Source organism: Kitasatospora sp. NPDC096140 (genome assembly GCF_040303045.1).
In the GTDB taxonomy this organism is placed as follows: Bacteria; Actinomycetota; Actinomycetes; order Streptomycetales; family Streptomycetaceae; genus Kitasatospora.
Map to the genome: position 1 here is coordinate 1 of NZ_JBEOUW010000032.1, position 23967 is coordinate 23967.

Annotated in this window: 14 protein-coding genes; 10 read left to right on the top strand and 4 right to left on the bottom strand. The window is 70.4% G+C overall.

Features of this window, described 5'->3' with window-relative positions:
* Positions 1-95: 95 nt before the first annotated feature.
* Positions 96-2024, bottom strand: a complete 1929-nt coding sequence (locus ABT048_RS28475; RefSeq protein ID WP_350524456.1) for a putative Ig domain-containing protein — start codon at positions 2022-2024, stop codon at positions 96-98.
* A 1288-nt stretch (positions 2025-3312) separates the two neighbouring features.
* Between ABT048_RS28475 and ABT048_RS28480 the strand changes: the two genes are divergently transcribed.
* The 3 genes from ABT048_RS28480 (at position 3313) to ABT048_RS28490 (ending at position 6566) form a co-directional block, all read left to right on the top strand.
* On the top strand, positions 3313-3960 hold the full coding sequence (locus ABT048_RS28480) for a hypothetical protein (protein ID WP_350524391.1): 648 nt from the start codon (positions 3313-3315) through the stop codon (positions 3958-3960).
* Positions 3961-4363: 403 nt separating this feature from the next.
* Positions 4364-5125, top strand: coding sequence for a bestrophin-like domain (locus tag ABT048_RS28485; protein WP_350524392.1), 762 nt, complete (start codon positions 4364-4366; stop codon positions 5123-5125).
* Positions 5126-5189: 64 nt separating this feature from the next.
* Complete coding sequence (locus ABT048_RS28490) at positions 5190-6566, top strand: GH1 family beta-glucosidase (RefSeq protein ID WP_350524393.1); 1377 nt, start codon at positions 5190-5192, stop codon at positions 6564-6566.
* Positions 6567-6826: 260 nt separating this feature from the next.
* Here ABT048_RS28490 and ABT048_RS28495 read toward each other — a convergent pair whose 3' ends face one another.
* The gene (locus ABT048_RS28495) at positions 6827-7315 is read right to left on the bottom strand and encodes an inorganic diphosphatase (RefSeq protein WP_350524457.1); all 489 of its coding nucleotides are present in this window, start codon (positions 7313-7315) and stop codon (positions 6827-6829) included.
* Positions 7316-7534: 219 nt separating this feature from the next.
* Here ABT048_RS28495 and ABT048_RS28500 point away from each other — a divergent pair, with 219 nt between their 5' ends.
* Positions 7535-9928, top strand: a complete 2394-nt coding sequence (locus ABT048_RS28500) for a sodium-translocating pyrophosphatase (protein WP_350524394.1) — start codon at positions 7535-7537, stop codon at positions 9926-9928.
* A 119-nt stretch (positions 9929-10047) separates the two neighbouring features.
* Here the strand turns inward: ABT048_RS28500 and ABT048_RS28505 are convergent, their stop codons facing one another.
* The gene (locus ABT048_RS28505; protein ID WP_350524395.1) at positions 10048-10542 is read right to left on the bottom strand and encodes a universal stress protein; all 495 of its coding nucleotides are present in this window, start codon (positions 10540-10542) and stop codon (positions 10048-10050) included.
* Between the two features lie 252 nt (positions 10543-10794).
* Positions 10795-11181, bottom strand: a complete 387-nt coding sequence (locus ABT048_RS28510; RefSeq protein ID WP_350524396.1) for a hypothetical protein — start codon at positions 11179-11181, stop codon at positions 10795-10797.
* A 285-nt stretch (positions 11182-11466) separates the two neighbouring features.
* Between ABT048_RS28510 and ABT048_RS28515 the strand changes: the two genes are divergently transcribed.
* The 6 genes from ABT048_RS28515 (at position 11467) to ABT048_RS28540 (ending at position 23965) form a co-directional block, all read left to right on the top strand.
* Positions 11467-16089, top strand: a complete 4623-nt coding sequence (locus ABT048_RS28515; RefSeq protein ID WP_350524397.1) for a PDDEXK-like endonuclease domain-containing protein — start codon at positions 11467-11469, stop codon at positions 16087-16089.
* Positions 16086-16937, top strand: a complete 852-nt coding sequence (locus ABT048_RS28520) for a hypothetical protein (protein WP_350524398.1) — start codon at positions 16086-16088, stop codon at positions 16935-16937. Before ABT048_RS28515 ends, ABT048_RS28520 begins: the two co-directional genes overlap by 4 nt.
* Before the next feature lie 25 nt (positions 16938-16962).
* Positions 16963-18348: a hypothetical protein gene (locus tag ABT048_RS28525; RefSeq protein WP_350524399.1), complete on the top strand. Its 1386-nt coding sequence runs from the start codon at positions 16963-16965 to the stop codon at positions 18346-18348.
* A gap of 317 nt (positions 18349-18665) precedes the next feature.
* Complete coding sequence (locus tag ABT048_RS28530) at positions 18666-20768, top strand: DEAD/DEAH box helicase (RefSeq protein ID WP_350524458.1); 2103 nt, start codon at positions 18666-18668, stop codon at positions 20766-20768.
* Positions 20769-21198: 430 nt separating this feature from the next.
* The gene (locus ABT048_RS28535) at positions 21199-22713 is read left to right on the top strand and encodes a TIGR02677 family protein (protein ID WP_350524400.1); all 1515 of its coding nucleotides are present in this window, start codon (positions 21199-21201) and stop codon (positions 22711-22713) included.
* 34 nt (positions 22714-22747) lie between these two features.
* Positions 22748-23965 (top strand): TIGR02678 family protein, encoded by a 1218-nt coding sequence (locus tag ABT048_RS28540; RefSeq protein WP_350524401.1) that lies wholly within the window; start codon positions 22748-22750, stop codon positions 23963-23965.
* The last annotated feature ends 2 nt before the right edge of the window (positions 23966-23967 follow it).

Below are 23967 nucleotides of genomic sequence, written 5' to 3' on the forward strand. Positions count from 1 at the left end.
CCCGAGGTCGGCGCCCGCGATCGAGCTCCGGCTGCTCGACGCCCAGGGCTGCCGGCTCGACGAGGACGTGGTCGCCGCCGCTTGCTGTCGTCGGGTCAGGAGGTGGTGAGGGCGGTGTCGTCGAGGACGAAGCTGGTCTGGAGGGAGGAGTCCTCGGTGCCGGTGAACTTGACGGTGACGGTCTGGCCGGCGAACGCGGACAGGTCGTAGCTGTGCACGGTGTAGCCGGCGGCCGCGTTGAGGTTGCTGAAGGTCGCCAGGGTGGTGGAGCCGGCCTGGACGGTCAGCTTGTCGTACTGGGTGGAGGTGGTGCTCTCCGCGGTGTCGATGTGCAGGTAGAAGCTCAGCGTGGCCCTGCAGCCGGCCGGCACGGTGACCGACTGGCTCAGCGTGTCGGTGTGCGTGCTGCCGTAGCCGTCGAGCCAGGCCTTCCAGCTGCCGCCGTGCGCGGGTTCACCGCTGGAGTTGTCGATCACGCCCGAGCTGGCCGTCCAGGGCGAGGCGCTGCCGGTCTCGAAGCCGGGGTTGCCCAGCAGCTGGGTGCCGGTGCAGCCGCCGCCGGTGCCGGTGACGGTCCAGCCGAAGGTGGTGGAGCCGCTGGCGCCGGTGCCGTCGGTGGCGGTCACCGTCACGGTGGAGCTGCCCGCGGTGGTCGCGGTGCCGGTGATCAGGCCGGTGGAGGCGTTGATGGACAGCCCGGCCGGCAGGCCGCTCGCGCCGTAGCTCAGGGTCTGGCCGGTGGCCGAGTCGGTGGCGTGGATCTGCAGGCTGGCCGAGGAGCCCTGGGCGGTGCTCTGGTTGCCCGGGTTGGTGACGGTGACGGTGTTGCCGCCGGTGCTGCCGGAGGTGAAGGCGGCGGTGCCGTTGGGGGTGCCGAGCCCGGTCGGGCCGTCGTAGCCGGCGCCGGCGGTGCACAGGTAGGACGGCGAGCAGCTGCCGTTGGCGCCACTCGTCACGTCGAACAGGGAACCCGTGTGCGCGTACGGGTAGGAGGCCGGGGTGGTGCCGGAGGCCGGAGCGCCGGCGAGGGCGTAGACCGCGGCGATGATCGGGGAGGAGGCGCTGGTGCCGCCGTAGACGTTCCAGCCGGAGCCGCCGTAGGTCTGGTAGACCGCGACGCCGGTCGCCGGGTCGGCGACGGCCGAGACGTCGGCGACGGTGCGCTTGCCGCAGCCGGAGTCGTGCTGCCAGCTGGGCTTGGCGTCATAGGCGGAGCAGCCGGAGCCGGCGCCGTCACCGCCCGAGCTGCTGCCCCACACCGACTCGCTCCAACCACGGGTGTTGGAGGCGTGGTTGAGGCTGGTGCCGCCGACCGCGGTGACGTACTGCGAGGCCGCCGGGTACTCGACGCCGTAGCCGGAGTCACCGGAGGAGACGGTGATCGCGACGCCCGGGTGGTTGAAGTAGCTGGAGTCGGAGGTCGGGTCGGTGGAGTCCTCGGAGCCGCCGTAGCTGTTGGAGACGTACTTGGCGCCCATCGAGACGGCCGTGTTGACCGCGGCGCCCAGGTTGTCCATGGAGGCGTCGTCGGACTCGACCAGCAGGATGTGGCAGTTGGGGCAGACCGCGCTGACCATGTCGACGTCGAGCGAGATCTCGCCGGCCCAGCCGCTGTCGGCGGTCGGGTAGCTGGTGCCGCCGCGCTGGTCGACCTTCTTGAAGCAGCCGTTCGCGGTGGTGCACGCCGGCAGGTTGTACTGCGAGCGGTAGGTGGCGAGGTCGGACTCGGCGTTGGGGTCGTCCTGGGCGTCCACGATGGCGACGGTGGCGCCGGAGCCGGCCGAGGCGGGGAGCTTGTACGCCGAGGCGAGGTCGCTCGGGCCGTACCCGGACGGGTTGATGTTCGGGGCCAGCGTCAGGTGCTGGGCCAGGTCGGTGCGGACGAGGGCCAGGCAGGCCATCTCGCCGGGGTGGCTCGGGGCGGCACAGACCCGCTTGGTGGCGGCGCCGGCCGTGGGCGCGTCGCTCTGGGCGTTCGCGCTCGGCGCGGCGATCGCGAGCAGACCGGTCGCGGCCATGGCCATGGCCGGCAGGGCGGCGAGCAACCTGCGCGCCCTGGGCGGGCGCAGGCTGCTGCTGGGGGAGTGGGAGCGCAAGAGTCGACCCTCCGTGGGGGACGAGGGCGCGGCCGGTGCCGGCAACGGGGTGTTCGCCGGTACGGGCTCGGGCCCGTGCTGACGGATCGCGGCATGTGCTGGCCGGCCCCGGCGGTGGCCGCGGACCGGCGTGGTGCTTGCGCTGTACGGGAGGTGGGGGATGGCCCCGGAATGCGGCATGTCAGGCGCATGACAGCCGAGGTGGCATCGGGGGGCCGCACCGCAGGCGTTCCTTGTCGCGCGGTGTCGCCCCGAGGTTACTGACGGGTCTTCCGGCGCCTCAAGGCGTCGCGCGCAGCCTTTACCGGGCTTTGTCCATGAATTGCCCAGCGAATGAAGCGGGTTGGCACCCGCTCCTCAGTGGTCACGCAGGTCCTCCGGCGGTGCCCGTCCGGGGGGCACGTCCGGGACGGTGCGGGGCTGCGGCCGCTGCACGGCCGCCCCTGCTGCCGATAGCCCTGTGGTGTGATCGGCGCGGGTCGATACCCCCGGATGGCGTGTCAGAAGGAGCGCGGGCCACTCCCCAGGCCATTACTGGATCATATGCCTGGCTGGAAATCGTCCTTCTGTGCGGCTGTCGCCGGCCTTGTGCTGGCCGGCTCGGTCGCCGGTCAGCCACTGGCCAACGCATTCGCCGTCCTTCCCCAGGATGGCTTCGTGGCCGGGGAGTTGGAGCTGTCCGTGACCGTCGACGGCCAATCAGGCACCCCCGGGGTGAAGGCCGGCGACCAGGTGCGGGTGCGCTACCTGCTGCGCAACAGCGGCGGATCCCCGGTGACCGACATCCGGATCGCCGACACCCTCGCTCCCGGGACCGAGCCGCACTGCCAGGACGGCGAGGCAGGAGGCATCCCCCGACTCCAGCCGGTCGCCACCATCGTCTGCACGGCGACCCTGCGCGCCCTGCCCGGTGAGCACCAGGGCCTGGTCACCGCCCACGGGGTGACGGCCTACGGGCACCGCGGCCTCTCCCGCACGGCGCACTCGGGTTACACCGGCGTGAAGGCCAACCCTGCACCACCCCCCGGCGCGGGTGCACCCGCGCCGGGCGCACCGCCGCCCCCGGGAGCGGCGACGCCGGGAACCGCGCCGGGCGCGAGCGCGTCGGCGCCGACAACGCCGGGAGCCCCGGTAACTCCGGGAACGGCTGGAGCACCTGCGTGCGGAGTCGGGGCCCCAGCACCCGAGGCTCCCCCGGGCGGAGCAGGGGGGCCTGGTGGTTCTGTACCTGGTGGTTCCGTGCCCGGCGGTTCTGTACCTCCTGGTCCTGTGCCTGGCGGTCCTGCGCCCGGTGGTTCTGTGCCCGGTGGTTCTGTGCCCGGCGGTCCGGCGCCTGGTGGCGCTGCGCCTGGTGGTCCTGTGCCCGGCGGTCCTGTACCTGGCGGTTCTGTGCCCGGTGGTTCTGTACCTGGTGGCGCTGCGCCTGGTGGTCCTGTGCCCGGTGGCGCTGCGCCCGGGGGCTCTGTACCTGGCGGTCCGGCGCCGGGCGGCCCTGCAGGCGGAGCGAGGGTACCTGTGGGCGGGGGCCTCGTCCCCGGGGCTCCTGTACCCGCGCCGCCCGCAGCCGGGGCACCTGCGCCCAGTGCACCTGTGCCCGGGGCTGCTGCTCCTGGAGCGCCCGCGGGCGGGGCTGCCGCCCCCGGAGTTCCCGCAGCCGGAGCGCCCGCGCCCGGAGTCGCTGCGCCCGGGGTCCCGGCTCCTGTACCTGGAACATCCGCGGGCGTTCCGGGGGCAGTCGGTGCGGCCTCCGCTCCTGGAGCATCCGCGGGTGTCCCGGGAGCAGCCGGTGCAGCTCCTGTTCCTGGAACATCCGTCGGCGTCCCGGGGGCAGCCGGTGCAGCCCCTGTTCCTGGAACACCCATGACGGGCGGGGTAGTCGGCGCCGGAGCTCCCGCAGTCGGGGCCCGTGCACCCAGGTCGCCCGCATCCGGGTCCCCCTCGGGCGGACCGAGGGCACCGAGGACGGGCGCTTCCGGTGCCGGGACGCCGGGCAACGGGCACAAATCCGGGCAGGCCTCGCCGAGTGGCGCCGGCGGCGCGTCGTCCACAACACCTACACCCTCCGGCTCCCCGGGGCCACTGGCAGGGGGAAACCACGTGTCGTCACCCCTTCTGCACTCCGGCCGGTTCGGCCACGGCACGCCCCCGCTGCTGCACAGATTTCTCCTGTTCTTCCTGCTCCTGTTCGTTCCTGCGACGGCCGCCGCAGCCATCGCGTGGCGTCGCCGGAGGCTGCGGCGCCGGACCGACCCGAGCTCGGGGGCGCCATGGAACACGTGATCGCCGTGATCGGCATCGTCGTCGGGTTCGTCGTGGTCGCCGGCGGTGCTGTCCTGCTGAACGGCCGTAGGGCGAGGCGTTCGGCGCGGGAGGGCGAGGTGCGGGACGACACCGCCGAGTACCTGACGATGATGGTCGGCGTGTTGTACGCCTTGGTGCTGGGCCTTGCGCTGGTGACGGTGTGGGAGGCGAAGTCGGACGCCGACACCAACCTCAGCGCCGAGGCGGGGGCACTGCACCAGACCTATCTGCTCGCCGACGGGCTGCCACCGGCCGCTGCTCAGCGGGCCCGCGCGGCGGCCGACACCTACGCCGCCTACGTCCGGAACGACGAGTGGCCCCTGATGGCGCAGGGCAAGCCGCTGGGCACGCGCGGCTGGACGCTCCTGCACGACGTACAGAACGCCTGGACGTCCTTCGAGCCCACCACCAATGCCCAACAGCAGGTCGACCAGCTGGCGTTCGGGCAGATCTCGGTCGCCTACCAGGCGCGCCACGGCCGTGAGGCGGACGGGAGGCGGGGCATGTCGGGCGTGATGTGGTTCGGCCTGCTCGCCGGCGGCGCACTCACCCTGGGCCTGATGTTCCTCTTCGGCATCGAGCGCACCGGTACGCACCTCGTCCTGGCCATGGGCTTCACCAGCCTCATCGCCTTCATGGTCGTCCTCGTCTACGCCCTGAACTCTCCCTTCGGGGGCCCGCTCGGCCTGAGTCCCGTGCCCTTCGCCGATGTCGCCGTCGGAGGCTGACCGGGGCCGGCGGGTTCGGCGTCGGCGGTCGGTCCCCCTGGTGTTTCGGCGTGACGTCAGTAACATGAGCCTTCCTCATATTCACGCCCGGGAGGCTGATGTGCCGGACCGCTACGACCTGCCGCCGGGGTTCCGCTGGGGTGCCGCCACCGCCGCCTACCAGATCGAGGGGGCAGTGGCGGAGGACGGGCGCGGGCCCTCCGTGTGGGACGCCTTCGTCGCCCGGCCCGGGGCCGTCCGCGACGGGCACACGGGGGCGGTGGCCTGCGACCACTACCACCGCTATCCCGAGGACATCGAGCTGATGCGCGGCCTCGGCCTCGACGGCTACCGCTTCTCCATCGCCTGGCCCCGCATCCAGCCCACCGGCGCGGGCGCCGTGAACCCCGCCGGCCTCGCCTTCTACGACCGCCTCGTCGACGCCCTCCTCGACGCCGGCATCACCCCACTGCCCACCCTCTTCCACTGGGACCTCCCGCAGGCCCTCGAAGACACCGGCGGCTGGCTCGACCGTGACACCGCGTACCGCTTCGCCGAGTACGCCACCGTCATGGCCGACCGCCTCGGCGACCGCATCCCCACCTGGATCACCCTCAACGAGCCCTTCGTCCACACCGTGTTCGGCTACGCCCTGGGCACCCACGCCCCCGGCCGCGCCCTGATGTTCGAGGCGCTCCCCGCGGCCCACCACCAGCTCCTCGGCCACGGCCTGGCCGCCGCCGCCCTCCACGAGCGCGGTCTCGGGGTGATGCTCTCCAACAACCTCACCCCGGTCGAGCCGGCCTCCGCTTCCGACGCCGACCTCGCCGCCGCCCACGCCTACGACACCCTGCACAACCGCCTGTTCACCGACCCCGTCCTCCTCGGCCGCTACCCCGACCTCTCCGTCCTGGGTGTCCCCGACGACATCTACGGCGCCGTCCGCCCCGGCGACCTGGAGCTCATCCACACCCCCGGCCTCGACGGCCTCGGCGTCAACTACTACAACCCCACCCGCATCGCCGCCCCCACCGACCCGGGCCTCCCCTTCGACCTCGTCGACATCCCCGACGTCCCCCACACCGCCTTCGGCTGGCCCGTCGTCCCCGACGGCCTCACCCGCCTCCTCCTCGACCTCCGCGACACCTACGGCCAGGCCCTCCCACCCCTCACCATCACCGAGAACGGCTGCTCCGTCACCGAGGAGACCGACCCCGACCAGCCCCGCATCGACTACCTCGCCACCCACCTCGACGCCCTCGCCCAGGCCGCCGCCGAAGGCGTCGACGTCCGCGGCTACTACACCTGGTCCCTCCTCGACAACTTCGAATGGGCCGAGGGCTACCACCAGCGCTTCGGCCTCGTCCACGTCGACTTCGCGACCCAGAAGCGCACCCCGAGGGCCTCCTACACCTGGTACCGCGACCTGATCTCTGCTCACCGGTCAGTTCGTGAACGGTAGTTGGGTGCGGCAGTGGAGGTGACACCTGCCAGGCTCGATGCCGGTCGGTGGGCGTCGCGGAATGCGGGTGCTCGCAGTGGTGCGCGGCAGGTGGAGGGGAATGACAGGGTGTCCAGCGGGTCCGGAAGCCGTCGCCAAGGGTTCTGTCAGTGGTCGAAACCATGTGCAAGGCCGGTCTTGACCCGGTGAGACAGGTCGTCCGACCCTGCGGGCTGCGGGACGACCTGCCCGGCGCAGTGCTCAGCGCCGAGCTCCCGGCGTCAGCTGCCCCCGGTCGCCGCGCGGGCGCGGGAGGCCTCGATCTCGGCGTACGCCTCGGCCTTGTTGGCCCAGTGCGAGCCCTCGACCGACTTCCCGGGTTCGAGGTCCTTGTAGACCTCGAAGAAGTGGGTGATCTCCATGAGGTCGAAGGAGCGTACGTCCTCGATGTCCTGCAGGTGGGAGAATCGAGGGTCGTGCGCGGGCACGCAGAGCACCTTTTCGTCCGGCCCCTTCTCGTCGGTCATCACGAACATGCCGATGGCGCGGCAGGTGACGCTGCATCCCGGAAAGGTCGGCTCCCCGACGATGACGAGCGCGTCAAGAGGGTCACCGTCCCCGCCGAGGGTGTGCTCGATGAACCCGTAGTCGGCTGGATATCGCGTAGCAGTGAACAGCATCCGGTCCAGGTGGATCCGCCCGGTCTCATGGTCCATCTCGTACTTGTTGCGCGAGCCCTCGGGGATCTCGACGATCACTTCGAAGTCCATGGCGGTGTCTCCCAGCGCGTTCGTCGGCGTCATGCGTCGCCGCCGGCCCCTAGGCCTCCATTCTCGGGCGGGCCAGCAGTGGTCGCACGGTGGGTCACCCGGTTGGCGCCGATGCTCTGAGGGCCTCTGGCACCAGGGGTTAGCCTCGGTTTGAACAGGGGCCAACCCCTGACGGGCGCCTGGCGCAGGGCGCACCAGCGCAACGTCAAGGAGGACGGTATGGTCGGCGTCCGGACCGCGGTCGCACCGGTGCTGACCGGGTCGGACCGAACCCTTGTGGTCATCGTCGCGGCCATCGCAGCCGGTGCCCTGGTGGTGGCCTGGGCACTGGCACGGCAGGTGCTCGCCGCAGATGAGGGCACCCCGACCATGCGGCAGATCGCCGGAGCCGTGCAGGAAGGTGCGAACGCCTATCTCGCGCGCCAGTTCCGCACTCTTGGGGTGTTCGCCGGGGTGGTGCCGTTCGTGCTGTTGCTGCTGCCGGCGGACAGTTGGGGGCAGCGGATCGGCCGTTCCGTGTTCTTCCTGGTCGGGGCCGCGTTCTCGGCGGTGACCGGGTACGTGGGGATGCAGTTGGCGGTACGCGCCAACGTTCGGGTGGCCGCGGCGGCGAGGGCGGCCGCGACACGGGCGCCCGCCGAGGGAGAGGCGTCGGCCGCGCCGCAGGCGGTGCGCTCGGATTCGCACCAGGCGATGCGGATCGGCTTCGGCACCGGCGGGGTGGTCGGTATGTTCACCGTCGGGCTCGGCCTGCTGGGGGCCACGGCGGTGGTGCTGATCTATCAGGCGAACGCACCCGAGGTGCTGGAAGGGTTCGGCTTCGGCGCGGCACTGCTGGCGATGTTCATGCGGGTGGGCGGGGGGATCTTCACCAAGGCCGCCGACGTGGGGGCGGATCTGGTGGGCAAGGTGGAACAGGGGATTCCGGAGGACGATCCGCGCAACGCGGCCACGATCGCCGACAACGTGGGCGACAACGTCGGGGACTGCGCGGGCATGGCGGCAGACCTCTTCGAGTCGTACGCCGTGACCCTCGTCGCGGCACTGATCCTGGGCCGTGTCGCGTTCGGCGACGTCGGGCTGGCCTTTCCACTGGTGGTGCCCGGAATCGGGGTGCTCACGGCGGTGCTCGGCATCGTCCTGGTGTCGCCGCGGGCCGGTGACCGCAGCGGGATGACCGCGATCAACCGCGGTTTCTTCGCCTCCGCCGGCGTATCGCTGGTTCTCGTGGCCGGCGCCGTATTCGCATTCCTGCCGGCCCACTTCTCCGGTCTCCACGGGGTGCCGGCCGAGATCACCCGGCACGCGGGCAGCCCGCGGCTGTTCGCTCTGGCCGCAGTGGCCATCGGTATCGTGCTGGCAGCCGTGATCCAGCAGCTCACCGGCTATTTCACCGAGACCAGCCGCCGCCCGGTGCGGGAGATCGGTAGGACCTCGCTGACGGGCCCGGCGACCGTGGTGCTCTCGGGTGTCGCGCTCGGCCTGGAAGCAGCCGTGTACTCCGCGGTGGCCATCGGCGCAGCCGTGTACGGCGCCTACCTGCTCGGCGGCGGCTCACTGATCCTCGCACTCTTCGCGGTCGCGCTGGCCGGCACCGGGCTGCTGACCACCGTCGGCGTGATCGTCGCGATGGACACCTTCGGTCCGGTCTCCGACAACGCGCAGGGCATCGCCGAGATGTCCGGCGACGTCACCGGCCGGGCCGCCCAGGTGCTCACCGAACTGGACGCGGTCGGCAACACCACGAAGGCGATCACCAAGGGCATCGCCATCGCCACCGCCGTACTCGCGGCCACCGCGCTGTTCGGCTCCTACACCGACGCCATCAACACCGCGGAGGCCCAGATCGGCCCGGCCGCCCACGGGCCGAGCCTGAGCCTGGCCATCGACCAGCCCAACAACCTGGTCGGTCTCCTCGCCGGTGCCGCCGTCGTCTTCCTCTTCTCCGGCCTGGCCATCAGCGCCGTCTCGCGCTCCGCCGGCGCGGTGGTCTTCGAGGTCCGCCGACAGTTCCGCACCCGGCCCGGGATCATGGACGGCACCGAACGGCCGGAGTACGGCCGGGTGGTGGACATCTGCACCCGCGACGCGCTGCGCGAGTTGGCCACGCCGGGCCTGCTCGCCGTCATGGCCCCGATCGCGATCGGCTTCCTGTTCGGTGTCGGCTCGCTGGGCTCGTACCTCGCCGGTGCGATCGGAACGGGCACCCTGATGGCCGTCTTCCTGGCGACATCGGGCGGTGCCTGGGACAACGCGAAGAAACTGGTCGAGGACGGCCACCACGGGGGCAAGGGCAGCCCCGCCCACGCGGCCACCGTCATCGGCGACACCGTGGGAGACCCGTTCAAGGACACCGCCGGACCGTCCATCAACCCCTTGCTGAAGGTGATGAACCTGGTCTCGCTGCTGATCGCCCCGGCCATCGTCAAACTCAGCTTCGGTTCCCACGCCAACCTCGGCCTTCGGCTGGCCATCGCCCTGGTGGCGCTGGCGGTCGTCATCATTGCGGTGTGGGTCGCCGAGCGCCGCGGCATCGCTCCCGGGACCGAGGAGGAGCCCCCCGGCACCCGGGCGCCGGAGGAACCGGCCCCCGTCCCGTCGTCGCCGGTCTGACCGCAGATCGACGTTCGAACGCCGGTGGTCGCTCTGCGCCGACTGCTGACGGCGGTGGAGCTTGAGCGGATCGCCCTCGCGGAACTCGGCCCCGGCCGCACTGTCGGCCATGAACCCGCTCAGGAAGCTGCGGTGTCGTGTTCCGCCGGGACGACGACGACCGGGAGACGGGCGTGGTGGACGACCTCGGTACTGGTCGATCCCAGGGCGAGGCGTCCCCAGGCACCCGACCCTCGGGAGCCGACGACCAGCAGGCCGGCGTCCTTGCTCGCTTCGAGGAGGACTTGCGCCGGGCGGCCTGGTTCGCAGACGATCTCCACGTTCACGAACGGTTCGCCGAGCTGCTCCTGCAGTTCCTTGACGGAGTCGGCCACCGCCTGCGTGACGAGGTCGCGCTGCTGGGGGACGGGGCCGCGGTCGGGGCCCGAGGAAACCGTCCATTCGAAGCCGGAGCGCCGGGTGGGGGTGTACTCGTACGCGCAGACGGCCCGCAGGCCGGTGGCGCGAAGTCGGGCCTCGCGGAGCGCGAAGGTCACGGCATTCCGGGCCTGGGGCGAACCGTCCGTGCCGACCACGATCGGGCCGAGCGTGTGGCGGGCAGCGGGATCGGTCATGGGTGACCTCCGAGGACCCGGTGCGTGGAGTGGAGCGCGGCCGGCGCGACCCGTAACGGCTGCGGGTCCGATCGGCCGTCCGTCGCGGGGTGCACTTCTCAGCCTGCCCCTGTCCGTCCGTGGGCACCATCGCTGCCCATGACCTGTGTCCGGTCGGACACGTTCGGTGACCGGTTGTTCGGCGGCTCCGATGCACCCTGGCGGCCGATGCCGCCGGCGCGAGGAACCGGCGGTGTGCGGCCCGGCCGAGCCTCACGGCTCGCGCTCGGCCGCCGGGCCCGGAGTCCGTTGCGTGGCCGTCGGCGGATCGACGCAGAGCAGTCCGCACCCCAGGCGGCCGGCCTCCACACCCTGTTCTTCGTCGAGTTCCACGATCCGACGGCGAAGAGTGCGCGCGCGGAGGCAGGCGGCCTTGTGTTCGGGTGGATCCGGGAAGAGTGCCGCGAGCCGGACCTTCCGGCCGGTCAGCAGTGCGTGCTGGGCCTCGGCGGCAGTGAAGGTCGGGTCAAGGCTGCCGTTCTTGGTGTCCTTGAAATGAAGCAGCGTGTTGCGAGGCCCGAACTCGATGAGTTCGTCGGCCCATCCCTGAGCCTGGGAGATCACCGTCTCCTCGAAAGTGCGACGGGCATTGCCGTCCACCCCGTGATCTCCTTCAGTCCGACTCATCGCCATCGGATCGCCTGCGGTCGGCGAACAGATCAAGTTATAGCGGCTGTTGGGGCACCAAGGCGTGCTTTCGGGCCCTGGCGGGAGATCGTGGGGGCGCACTGAAGCGCAATGGAATTGATCTCTGCGCTGCATGCGCCCTGCGACTGAATGTATGTCGGCCATCACTGAGGGTGTATTCGGCCACCTTGCCGTGATGCCCTTCCAGTCACGGTGTCCGCCCCCATCCTGGAACGTTCGTCACCGACCGAGGGGAGAATGGTGAGCGTTCCACCACGCCATGCGAGTGATCCGGATGTCATCGGCCAGACCGCTGCGCTGGTCGGGTTCCTGCGCGAGGTCGTGCAGAGCAGCCATCAGCGGCTCCGGGACACGCGTTCCTGGGGTCCGCTCTGGCTGGCCGACCTGCCGGCGAAGGTGCCCAGGCCGTCCGACGACGAGCGTCCGCTGCTTGTCCTGGACCACGTTCCGCAGGCTGCAGCGCCGGAACCTCCGCCAGTGCTCGAAGGGTGGGTCGACGAGCGGCGGTGCCAGGATGCCGATGCCGAGGACCCGCCGCTGGCCGAGGAGGGGCCGTACCGGTCCTGGATCCCGGGATCGATTGGCGACGATCATTGGCAGGACGGTGCGGCGACCGTCGCGAGGAAGGACGCTGATGAGGTCCTGCGGGCGTACGGACCCTGGCTCGCGCGCTGGCGCCTGTGGGCGGAACGCGAACGGGCCGAGCGGTTGCAGCGGGAGCTCTACGAGAAGATCTACCACTGGCACCAGCAGCTGGCACAGCAGGACGACCAGTACGAACTCGTCCTTGCTGTAGGCCTGTTGTCCTGGAGCGAACCGAACGGCGGGGTGATTCACCGGCACGTGCTCTCACGGAGAGTGGAGACCCAGGTGGACCGGCGGACCGCACGGATCACGGTGCGTCTCACCGGCAACGGGGCAGTTCGTCTCGAAGACCGTGACTTCCTCGACACGGACGACGGGTGGGCGCCGGAACGCTCGGCGGCGTTCGACGAAGAGCTCTCCGCGAGGCCTCTCCATTTGCTGAGTGAGGAGGCACTGGATTGTCTCTCGCAGTGGCAGGACCTGGTGCTTCCTCGACCGGTGGCGTTCAGCAGCAACTGGCGTCCGCCGGCGGGGCCGGAGGTGGGTGCCAGGCTGACCTTCGCGCCGGCCCTCCTGATGCGTCCCAGGGACCGAAACGCGGTTCTGAGCTTCTACGACCGCATCGCTGAGACCGTGGTGTCCGAACGGCAGGCTCCGCTCGGGCTCGCACAGTTGGTGATGTCGCTGGATTCCGGAGACCGGCAGAACTGGGGCGGGAGGCCGGCTCCCGCGCTCTTCGGTGACGAACCCCTGTTCCCCGGGAAGACCAATGCCCAGCAGCGATCCGTCCTCCAACGGTTGCAGCGCGACACGGGTGTGGTGGTGCAGGGGCCGCCGGGAACGGGCAAGACGCACACGATCGCCAACCTGGTGTCCGCCCTCCTGGCCCAGGGCCAGCGGGTCCTCGTCACCAGCGCGAGGGACCAGGCCTTGACGGTTCTCCGGGACAAGCTGCCCCCAGCGGTGCGGGACTTGTGCGTTCTCCTGCTCAGCAGCACCAGCCAGGACGGTGCGAACGAGCTCGAACGCACCATCAACGCCTTGAGCGATCAGGTGGCGGCGGGCGACACCGAGCAGCTGCGGGGAGAGATCAACCGCTTGACCCAGCGGCGGTACGAGCTCCGCAGCCGGATCAAGCTGCTGACGGAGCAGGTGATCTCGTTGCGGGAGGCGGAGGTCTACCAGCACCCGGAGGTCGCACCGGGTTACTCGGGAACACTCGCCGCGATCGTGCAGAAGGTGCAGGACGAGGCGGTGCGGCTGAATTGGATCGGGAGGCTGCCCGATCGGGCTCAGAGCACGCCTCCACTGTCGCCCGCCCAAGCGGATGAGCTGCTCGCGCTGCTGAGGGACGGCGCCGGGCAGTGGGCGGAGTCCGGGGTGTACCCCTCGGTCGAGGCGCTGCCGACTCCCGGCCAGGTCGCGGCGGCCGTCGCGGCGGGTCAGCTGAGTGTCAACGGGCTCTCTCCCGCAGCGGTGGGGGTGCGGGCCCAGTTGGCCGCGCTCGAAACCGCCAGGACTGACGAGCTGGCGGAACTGCTGCGCTCCGGGCGGAGCCGGCTGCACCGACTCAGCGTTCCGTGGGAGGCCGTACGCTGGGGGACCGAGGGCTGGGTGGCGCGTGCCTTGGCGGATCGGCTCGCCCGGCGCAATCCCGATCTCTGGCAGCGCGTCACGGATGTCGCGGGCGTCTTGTCCGACGTGACCGACGGTCTCGAACGAGTAGGTCTGAGGACAGTGGTCCTTCCGGGGTCCCTGACCCCGGACCGTGCCCATCGCATGGCGGCCACGATCCCGGCCCTGACGAAGTACCTGGCCGGGGGCCGTCAGCTGCGTACCCGCTTCGTGCCGAGGGCCCAGCGGGAGGCCGAGGAGCTCCTCAGTACCTGTCAGGTGGACGGGATCGCGCCGGCCTCCACGGACGACCTGGGCGCCGTCCTCGCGCATCTGCACGCCTACGCGGCGCTGGCGGCCGTCGCCACGCGCTGGGAACACGTCGGAGCGGCCCTCCCGGACGGACCGCTGGAGGTGCGGCTGGCGGCACTGCGCGAGCGGTACCGACAGCTGGCCGAGATCGACGCATTCGGCCGGATTCGCGAGCAGATCGACGAGGTCCTCGTACGCCACGGTGTCTACCTCGACTTGACCAGACCGCAGGGGTGGCAGGACTTCGCCGAGGCCGCGTCGGCGTTGGCAGGTCGGCAGCGTGCCGAGGAGGCGTCCGCGCGACTGGATCGGTGGGAGCATCTCCTGTGTGGTGAGGGCGACAGTGCGGCTACGCCGGTCGAGGCGCTCGCCATGGCCCAGGCCCTGAGGGACCGCGACGTCGACCGGTACGCGAAGGCGCTCGAAGCCCTCGCGGCCGCGCAGCGGCGGGACCAACGGCGGAGGCGCTGCGCGGAGTTGCTCGAAGGCCTTCGGGCCGCGTCGCCCGCCCTCGCGGGTCGGCTCGAAGCCGAGGCCGACGATCCGGCCTGGGACGAACGTGTCGGACGGCTCCGCGAGGCATGGGCGTGGGCGAAGGCGTGTGAGTTCATCGACGACGAACGCGCGCCCGGCCGGGAGCAGAGGCTCGACGGCGAGCTGACCGAGCACGAGGCGAAGCTGGAGCAGCTCACGGGGGATCTGGCCGCCGCGCAGGGTCGGTTGCACTGCCTCGTCCGCATGACCTCGGAGCAGCGCTCGGCGCTGCAGGCCTACCGCACGCACATGGCCTCGTACGGCAAGGGCAAGGGAAAGAACGCATCCCACTTCAAGGCTGCCGCCCGCAGCGCGATGGACATCGCCCAAGGGGCGGTGCCGGCCTGGGTGATGCCCATCGCACGGGTGGCGGAGATGATCCGGCCCAGGCAGGACGCATTCGACGTGGTGATCGTCGACGAGGCCAGTCAGGCCGGCATGGACGCGCTCTTCCTCCTCTGGCTCGCGCCGCGGATCATCGTGGTCGGCGACGACAAGCAGTGCACCCCCCCGGTCACCGGATTCGGACGCACCCAACAGATCCAGGACCGGTTGACCGCGCACCTTCCGGAAGTGCCGCCGCACCTGCGCCAGCTGTACATGCCGCACTCCAATCTGTACCAGCTGCTGTCGGCGCTCTTCCCATCGACGATCCGCCTGCAGGAGCACTTCCGCTGCATGCCCGAAATCATCGGTTGGTCCTCGGAAACCTTCTACACACCGCCGGGCCTCATCCCGCTCCGGCAGTACGGCGGTGAGCGACTCGACCCTCTGCTGACGCACTACGTCGAAGGAGGGGTCGCCGAGGGACGCGACAGTCGGATCCGGAACCCCAAGGAGGCCGAGGCGATCGTGGACTGCCTCGCCGACCTGACCACGGATCCGGCCTACGAGAACAAGACCATGGGTGTCATCGTGCTCCAAGGCACCGTCGGCCAGGTCAAGTTGCTTGAGCAGCTGATCGAGCAGCGCCTTCCGGCCCCGGTCCGGGAACGCCACCGCATCCGGGTGGGCACGCCGGCCCAGTTCCAGGGCGACGAGCGGCACGTCATCTTCCTGTCGATGGTCGTGGACCGAGTCCGGCGCATCTCGGGCGGCCTGCGCAGCGAACAGCAGGCCTACAACGTGGCGGCCAGTCGCGCACAGGACCAGATGCGGCTCTTCTACTCCGTACCGCCGGACCGGCTCAAACCCGGCGACCTGCGGCTGAACCTGCTCGGCTACATGCAGAACCCGCCTGCGGCCCTGGCCGAGGCGGACGACATCGGCCCGGTGCTGCCCGACGTCCGGCGGGCACCCTTCGACTCCCTCTTCGAGCAGCAGGTCTACTTGCGGCTGAAGCGGCGCGGGTACCACGTCGTGCCGCAGTACCCGGCCGGCAGCAAGCGCATCGACCTCGTCGTGGTCGGCGCCCGTGGCCGCCTCGGTGTGGAGTGCGACGGAGACTACTACCACTCGACGCTCGACCAGATCCGGCACGACCAGCAGCGGGACCGTGAACTCCAGCGAGTCGGGTGGAGGTTCTGGCGCATCCGTGAGAGCGAGTTCAGGTTCGACCCGGACGAAGCCCTGGCGGGACTGTGGCAGGAGCTCGACCAGCAGGGCATCCACCCGGCCGACTACTCCCGGCCGACCGTCCCGCCGGAGGACGCCCAACCGTGGACGGCGCTCGAACTGCCGGCCGATGACGAGCTCCCCGACGAGGGAGCGGAAGAGCACGAGCCGGAGGGGACGCGCAGCCTCGACAACGAGGACGGACCTCCTGACGGATCCGCCTCCGGCCCGAACACTGAATCGACTGAAGGAGCGGCATGACCCAGTCCCAGCCCCAGCAGCACGGTCTCACCCTGGACGAGAACACCCTGCAGGAACTCGGCCGCGTCGTCGCGGGTGACGACGACCTCTACTACCGGCGAGGTTTCGAGATCGCGGGCTTCCTCAAGCGGGCCGGCTGGCAGGAGGTGCCCGAGTACGACGGCCAGTACCGCAGGGATTGGGCGACCGAGCTGCTGATGGAACGGCGCGACCAGCCGGGGGAGGTCGAGAAGGTGCTGCTCCGGCTCGCCGACCCGCGTGAGTACCTCGATGAGCCCGAACTGCTCGGCGAGGTGCTGGCGAGGGTCAACGCCTTCCTCATCCACGAGGGCTACCGGCTGGAGAACCCCGGTGGCGCCGCCAGGCTGCTTCCGTGTGACCCGGCACTGGCCCATCCGACGCACTACGGGGCTTCCGAGCTCAAGGTCGTGATGGCGGACCTCATCGCCGACGAGGCAATGGCCGAGCTCCTCCAATGGCGCCTGGACGAGGCACGGACCTGCTACGCCAACGGAGCCCACGTCGCGGCGATCATCATGCTCGGATCGCTGATGGAGGGTGTACTCCTCCGGACGGTCGTGGAGCGGGACGCGTCCCTCCTCGGGCGGGACACGGAGGACAGCATCAACCTGGACAGGCTGATCAAGGCCTGTCACCGGGCGGGTTGGATCGGCGCGGATGCCGAGAAGTTCAGCCACGAGCTGCGCAGGTATCGGAACTTCGTCCACCCCAATGCCGAGGCCCGTCAGAACCACCGGCCGGACCGCGACACCCTCGGCATCTGCTGGCAGGTGGTCAACGCTGCGCTCAACGACCTCGCCGAGACACACCCCGACCGGGTCAGGTAGCCCGACCGGGGACCGACCGACAGCAATGAACGCGATCCGCAACCCGACCAGGGGAGAGATGATGGGGAAGCACGCAGTTGCCGTATTGAGGGACCTCGTCCAGCCGTGGAACGTGGCGATCCACTCGACCTCCGGCCTGGCCGGAAGCGTGGCCTCGGTGGCCGACTCGGACGACAAGGAACGGCGCGGGAACAGCCAGGAACTGCTGCGTCGGAAGCCGGGGCTGCATGCCGTACCCGTGGGGGACCGCGGGCAGTCGATCGAGCTCACGCCGTGGAAGCTGCTGCACACCCTCGGCAGGGCGAACGTCCTGGCTCGGCAAGGTGCCGGCCGGGGGCTCGCCGAACACTGGGCGAGCCTCAAGTACTGCCAGGCACTGAACGGCAACCACGGGCGTTTCATGACCCTCTCCGATGAGGGTCGCAACCCGATCCGTCACTACAAGGCGGTCCAGTCTGGCGAGTTGGGGATCGGGTTCGCCCTGGCCGTCGCCCAGGAGGTGCTCGGGCGGCGCTACCCGGACCACTCGGTGTCGGTCATCGATGCCGAGATCGCTCTTCGCGCGGGGTGGACGCTGACAGGGAAGGACCACTCGACGCACCGGGCGCCCAAGCGCCCGCACTTCTTCCTGGAGGTGTGGAAGCCCGGCGTTCCCTCGAAGATCGTGCTCGTCGCCTGCAAGGGGACACACGGTAAGCCCGCGCAGGTGCACGCCCAGCTGTCCACCGCTGCCGTGCACGTCGAGGCCGTCCACATCGGCAGGTCGGAGGAGACGCCGGCCATGGTGTTCGGCACGGAGATCCCGGGCAAGGAGCCCATCACGCTCCACGTGCTGGAGGCGAGCGGATGCGGAACGTTGTCCATCCCTGCTGGAGCTGATGAGGTCGACCTGGACAGCCCGCCGGACGACCGTGCCGTCGTACCCGGAATCGACCTCGCTTGGGGGACCGGTGAGAAGCCGCGGATGGTGACCGGCTACCACGTTCGGCCCGAGGACCACGGATGGTTCCGCCGCGTCCTGGCGCATGCGGACGCGGCCGGTCTGATGGCCTTCACGGGCGGAGGTGAGCCCACCGCGCGGTACCTGTCGAAGCGCCAGGGGAAGCGCCACTTCGAGCTGTTCACGCATGCGGGGACGGGCATCGTCCAGGACATCGCGTACTCCGTACACGGCGTCGACTTCGTGGGCACGGATCACGTCTTCCGGCTGAACGGTACGCGGGTGGAGGCGTTCTCCGGGATCGCGAGGGATCTCTTCAAGGGTCTTGCGGCCGGCCGGGTCGAGGAGTACCGGCAGAAGGCCCACGCCCTCCGCGAGGAGTGGCCCGACGAGCAGTGGGACGCCAAATGGAACGGGCCGGTCTCCCTGAACCGTGACGGTTCGGTACTGGCCATCCGCGTCCTGGGTTGACATTGGTCGACAAGCGACGGGTTCGGCTCCGGTGGGAGGTTTCGGCCCCACCGGAGCCGCCACGCGCCGGTGAGCTCAGCCGACGCAGGAGCGGAACGTCCGTGGGGGCTCTGGTTCCGTCGCTGTCGTGCCGGCGACGAGCGCGAGTCACGGACGATGAAGACGATCGCGGCCGCATGGACGGGGCCGGGTGGAATCATGTGGAGGTCTGGAGAGGCGCTGGACGGTCGAGCCGGGGTAGGGAGTCGTGGGTGGGGGACAAGCAGCGGACCGTTCGGAAGCCCCGGGCTGTCCTTGCGGATGCCGAGCGACTCCACATGGCCGCGCTCGCGGTGACCGAAGATCACCAGCGTGCCGTCTCACAGGTGGCCGAGGCAGCAACCGCGTTGAGGGACCGGCTGGTTCGCGACGAACTGGGAGCCATCCCCGTGGCCCGGCTCAGGGATGTGACCGAGGGACGCCTCAGGGTCGGTGCGTTGGAGTCTGCGGGATTCAGGACCGTGCAGCAGGTCGTGGACGCCTCGGCCCACTCGCTTCAGCTGATCCCGGGAATCGGCACACAGACGGCTGCCCAGACCATTGCTGCTGCCCGCCGGATCGCCGAGGCGGCCGAGCAGACCGTGGCGATCCGGCTCGACGTCGATCACCAGCACGCGATGAGCACGACCCTGGTCATCGCGCTTCACCGGCTGGTCGTCGCCGGCCCCGAGACTGCCCGCGCCAATGAGATCGCGCAGCGTGTCGTCGTCGAGGTCACCGGCCTCATTTCCACTGCTCAACCGGCCCGAGGTGCCATCCGCGCCCTGTTCGCCGGACGGCAGCGGAAGCAGGAAGCCCTCGTGGCGATCGATCAGCTCACGGCCCTGCTCGCGGAGTCGGAGCTGCGGGCGGTGCCGATGCTCTTCGCCCAGACGTCTGCGGACCTCCTGCGTCCGCCGGCCTCCGAGACCGAGGCGTGGACGGAGTTCGAGCACCACGCAGCCGAGTTCTACAGCATCCTCGGCGAGGTTTCCGGGATCGCTCCGACCGAGGTCAGCGCCTCCGAGGGCTTCCTGCCCGATGAACTGTCCGACCGGGTCCGGGCCGAGCCGTTGGACGACACACAGTGCAAGGTGTCGCTCCGTGGTTACCAGGCCTTCGGAGCCCGCTTCGCGCTCCGGCAGAAGCGGGTGATCATCGGCGACGAGATGGGTCTGGGAAAGACCGTTCAGGCGATCGCTGCGATGGCACACCTCCGGTCGCAGGGGAGCACACACTTCCTCGTTGTCTGTCCGGCGAGCGTCCTGATCAACTGGACCCGGGAGATCGAGTCTCGAAGCGCCCTGCGAGCCTACCGGTTTCACGGCCAGGACCGGGAGACGGCACGTGCCGAGTGGCTCCGTGCCGGCGGTGTCGTGGTGGTGACGTTCGACGGCCTCCGCCAGCTGGAAGTCCCTTCGGAGTTGGCCGTGGGAATGGTCGTGGTCGACGAGGCCCACTATGTCAAGAACCACAAGGCGCAGCGCTCCCGGGCGGTGGCGGCGTGGACCGAGCGGGTCGCGAGGGTGCTCTTCCTCACCGGCACTCCGATGGAGAACCGGGTCGAGGAGTTCCGCAACCTGGTGCACTACCTTCAGCCCGAACTGCTGCCCCGGATCCACAACGGCTCGGCCGCCGCCGGTCCGAAGGCGTTCCGGAAGGCGGTGGCTCCGGCCTACCTCCGCCGCAACCAGCAGGATGTCCTCACCGAGCTTCCCGATGTCGTTCACGTCGACGAGTGGGAGGAGTTCACGCCGGCCGACTTCGCGGCGTATCGGGATGCCGTCGCTGCCGGAAACTTCATGGCCATGCGTCGTGCCGCGTACGCGGACCCTGAGCGGTCGGCGAAGCTGCAGCGACTTCGGGAGATCATCGAGGAGGCTGCCGACAACGGGCGGAAGGTCGTCGTGTTCTCGTTCTTCCGCGACGTGCTGGCGGTCGTCCGGGAATCACTGGGCCAAGGGGTATTCGGTCCGATCGACGGCAGTCTTCCGGCGGTTCGGCGCCAGGACGTGGTGGACCAGTTCGCCGCGGTGCCGGGCCACGCGGTGCTGCTGAGCCAGATCCAGGCCGGAGGTGTGGGGCTGAACATCCAAGCGGCATCGGTCGTCATCCTCTGTGAGCCGCAGGTGAAGCCCACGATGGAGAGTCAGGCCGTGGGCCGGGCGCAACGCATGGGACAGGTCCGGGGCGTCCAGGTGCACCGGCTGCTCGTCGCCGACAGTGTCGACCAGCGGATGCTGGAGATCCTGCGGGAGAAGGATCGGCTCTTCGACGAGTACGCCCGTCGGAGCGAGGTGGCGGAGTCGACGCCGGAGGCCGTGGATGTCTCGGAACAATCATTGGCGGTGCGGATCGTGGAGGAAGAACAGCTGCGCCTGGCCGCATTGCCGCGTGACTGAGCTCGGGTGCCACTTCGCGGCGCCACATGGGTTCAGTCAGCGCTTCGGCCTCGTCCACGTCGATACCCAGAAGCGCACCCGGAGGGCCTCTCGCGCTGGTGCCGCGGCCTGATCGCCGCCCACCCGGTCGGTTTCACGCTGGTTGACATCAGTCGATGTGGGATCGTCGGCCTCCTGGCGTCGACCGGGGGACCATCCTGATGGCGTGGCCCACAGCATCCGCGGCCCAGGTACTGCGCCAAGACGGGGTGTTCGACAGGTCCGCAGCCCAAATGCAAGTGGTTCGGCCGTGGGCCGGCATTCCGCTCCTACCACATCTGTGCTGCGATCGACCGTGATCGCCTCACTGTGGTCCGCGGCCGGTGTATGTCCACGTACTGTGGTGTTCGACGGACGGGAGGGGAGGCGGTTGCGCAGGGTGCCGCCGGAGATGTTCCGGTTCACGACGGGGGAGAAGGCCGAACTCTACGGTGCGATCCTGCAGGCCTTCGGCGCTGCCAACGAGCGGTTGGAGACCGCGCTCGGGCTGGACGAAGTCCGGAGCCGGCTGCGGGCGGCCGGCTGGCTCGATGAGCTGCACGACGACGATCTCCAGGAGGCGCTGCGGAAGCTCAGGGAGTGGCAGCTGCTGGACGTCGTCCAGAACCACGCGGAGAACTACCGCACCGCGGAGGAGTACGAGCGCCGCAACCTCCAGTACTCGCTGACCCGGCGCGGTGAGGCCGCGTTCGCCGGGGTCGAGCACGCCCTGTCCGTGCTCGCATCGACTGGGGCACTCCAGACGGCGGTGCTGGAGGCGATCACGGACCGGCTCGACGAGCTGTACGTCCTGCTGGGCGACTCCGCCTCCTCGGACCGTCGGGTCTTCACCACGGTGCAGGAGCTGGAGGGGCACCTGGAGGCGCTACTGGCCAACACCAAGGCGTTCAACGGCGAGTTGCAGCGCCTGCTGCGGGCCGAAGGTGCGGACTTGGAGACGTTCCGAGAGGTGAAGGCCGCTACGGTGGCCTATCTCCAGGAGTTCCTCGTCAACCTGGACCAGCGGGGACAGACGGTCTCCTCCGCTGTGGAGCGGTTGGAGCAGCGCGGGGTGGGTCTGCTGCACGAGCGGGCGCTGCGGGGCGCCGAGCTACCGCCGGCCGTCGACGGAGATCCCGCGCAGGACTGGTTGGACCGGCGTCGGGCGCGCTGGGAGGGGCTTCAGGCCTGGTTCCGGCCGGCGGACGGGTCGCGACCGCGCGTGGAGCAGTTGCACGACGTGGCGCGGCGGGCGATCGTGACGCTCCTCCAGGTTCTCGACCGGATCACCGAGTCACGACGCCGCTCGTCCAGCGCCGTCCAGGACTTCCGGGAGCTCGCCCGCTGGTTCGCCGCGGCGCCCGCGGAGGCCGACCTGCACCGGCTGTGGTCGGCCGCCTTCGGTCTCGGCCCGGCCCGTCACGCCCATCTCGCGCACCCCGATCCCGAGTTGGTGCCGTCCTCGGGGAGCTGGGCCGAGGCCCCGCCGGTGGAAGTATCGGCCCTGCTGCGCACCAGCGGCCGTACCGAGAGGTTCACCCGTACAGGCAGAGTTCGCGACATCGCCCGCGTCAAGGCGGCCCGCGCCGAGCGGGCCCGGAAGGAGCGCGCCGAACTCGAAGCGGCCTGGGATGTGCTGGGCACAGATGGTCCGGTGCGGCTCTCCGGTTTCGGCATGCTGGATCATGCAGTCTTCGAGCGGCTGCTCGACCTCCTCGGCCGGGCGCTGGCCGTGCGGCCGGACGCCGGTGGAGCCCGTCGGGCGGTCACCTCCGACGGCCGTGTCGAGATCGTGCTCCGGCCGATTCCCGGCGGAGGTCGGGCTGTCCTGCGGACCCCCCGCGGCCGACTTGAGGGGCCTGACTACCTGGTGGAGATCCACAGTCCGGGCACCCCGCGATCGGTCACCCGCGACGTCAGCGCATGAGCGAGCGCAGCACGGTCCTCAGCAGGAGAGGTGTATGAGCACCCTTGCCAACCAACTGGTCCTGGCCGAGCGGCAGGACGTCGCCCGAGGCATCAGACTCCTCCTCGGTCGACCGCTGATCACCGAGCGTGGAGATCAGCCCGCGTTCGAGTTGATCCGCCGTCGGCAGGGCCCGCTGACGAAGTGGTTCGACTACCACTGCGGCTGGCAGCTGGTGGTGGAACCTCGCCTGGGGTACGCGCGCCTGCTCAAGATCCGGGAGATCCCCGACGCTTCGCGCCCCGCCCGCCGACTGCGGTCCGGCAAGGCCCCGTTCGACCGCCGGCGTTACACGCTGCTGTGCGTCGTCGCGGCCGAGCTGCTTCCGGTCCCGGTGACGACGGTCGGCCTGCTCGCCGACCGGGTCGTCCAGGCCTGCGCCACCGATGAGGCGCTTCCGCCGTTCGACACGGCGAGCAAATCCGAGCGCATGGCCTTCGTGGACGTCCTCAAGCTACTGGAGTCCTACGGCGCACTCCTCACCGTGGACGGTGTCACGGAGAGCTTCGTCGACTCGACGAAGGCCAAGGTCCTCTACCGGGTGGACGCCACCGTACTGATGCGCCTGCTTGCGGCGCCCGTCGGGCCGTCGCGGCTCGCCGTGCCGGCGGAGGACGTACCGCTGCGCTTCGAGGAACTCCTGCGCGGCACGGTGCGCGAGACCCGGTACGGCGGTGCCGACGCCTCCGACGCGCAGCGCAATCTTCGGCTGCGGCACTCGGTGCTGCGCCGGCTCTTCGACGACCCCGTTCTCCACTACGACGAACTCGGCGCGGACGAACTGGCCTACCTCACCTCGCCGACCGGGCGTCAGATCGTCCGGCGCGCCGCAGAGCAGGGCGGCTTCGTGCTGGAGGAACGGGCCGACGGCCTGCTGCTCGTCGACCCGGATGGGATCGCCACCGACAGCCGATTCCCGGACGACTCCGCGACGGCCCGCGTTGCCGCCCTGCTCCTGCTGGAACCGCTGACGGCTGCTCCGGACGGGATGGCACCGGAGCAGCTCACCGCCGAGGCGGACGAACTCCTGCGGCGTTTCCCCCAGTGGGCGAAGAGCTACCAGTCGGAGGACGGCGCCGAGCGCCTCGGAGCCGACGCCGTTCGCGTCCTCGGCGACTTCGGCCTGGCCCGCCGGATCGGTGGTGGACGCATCGTCCCGCGGCCCGCGGCGTTCCGCTACCGGGCCACCACGACCGACAGCCCCGCAAGCTGACC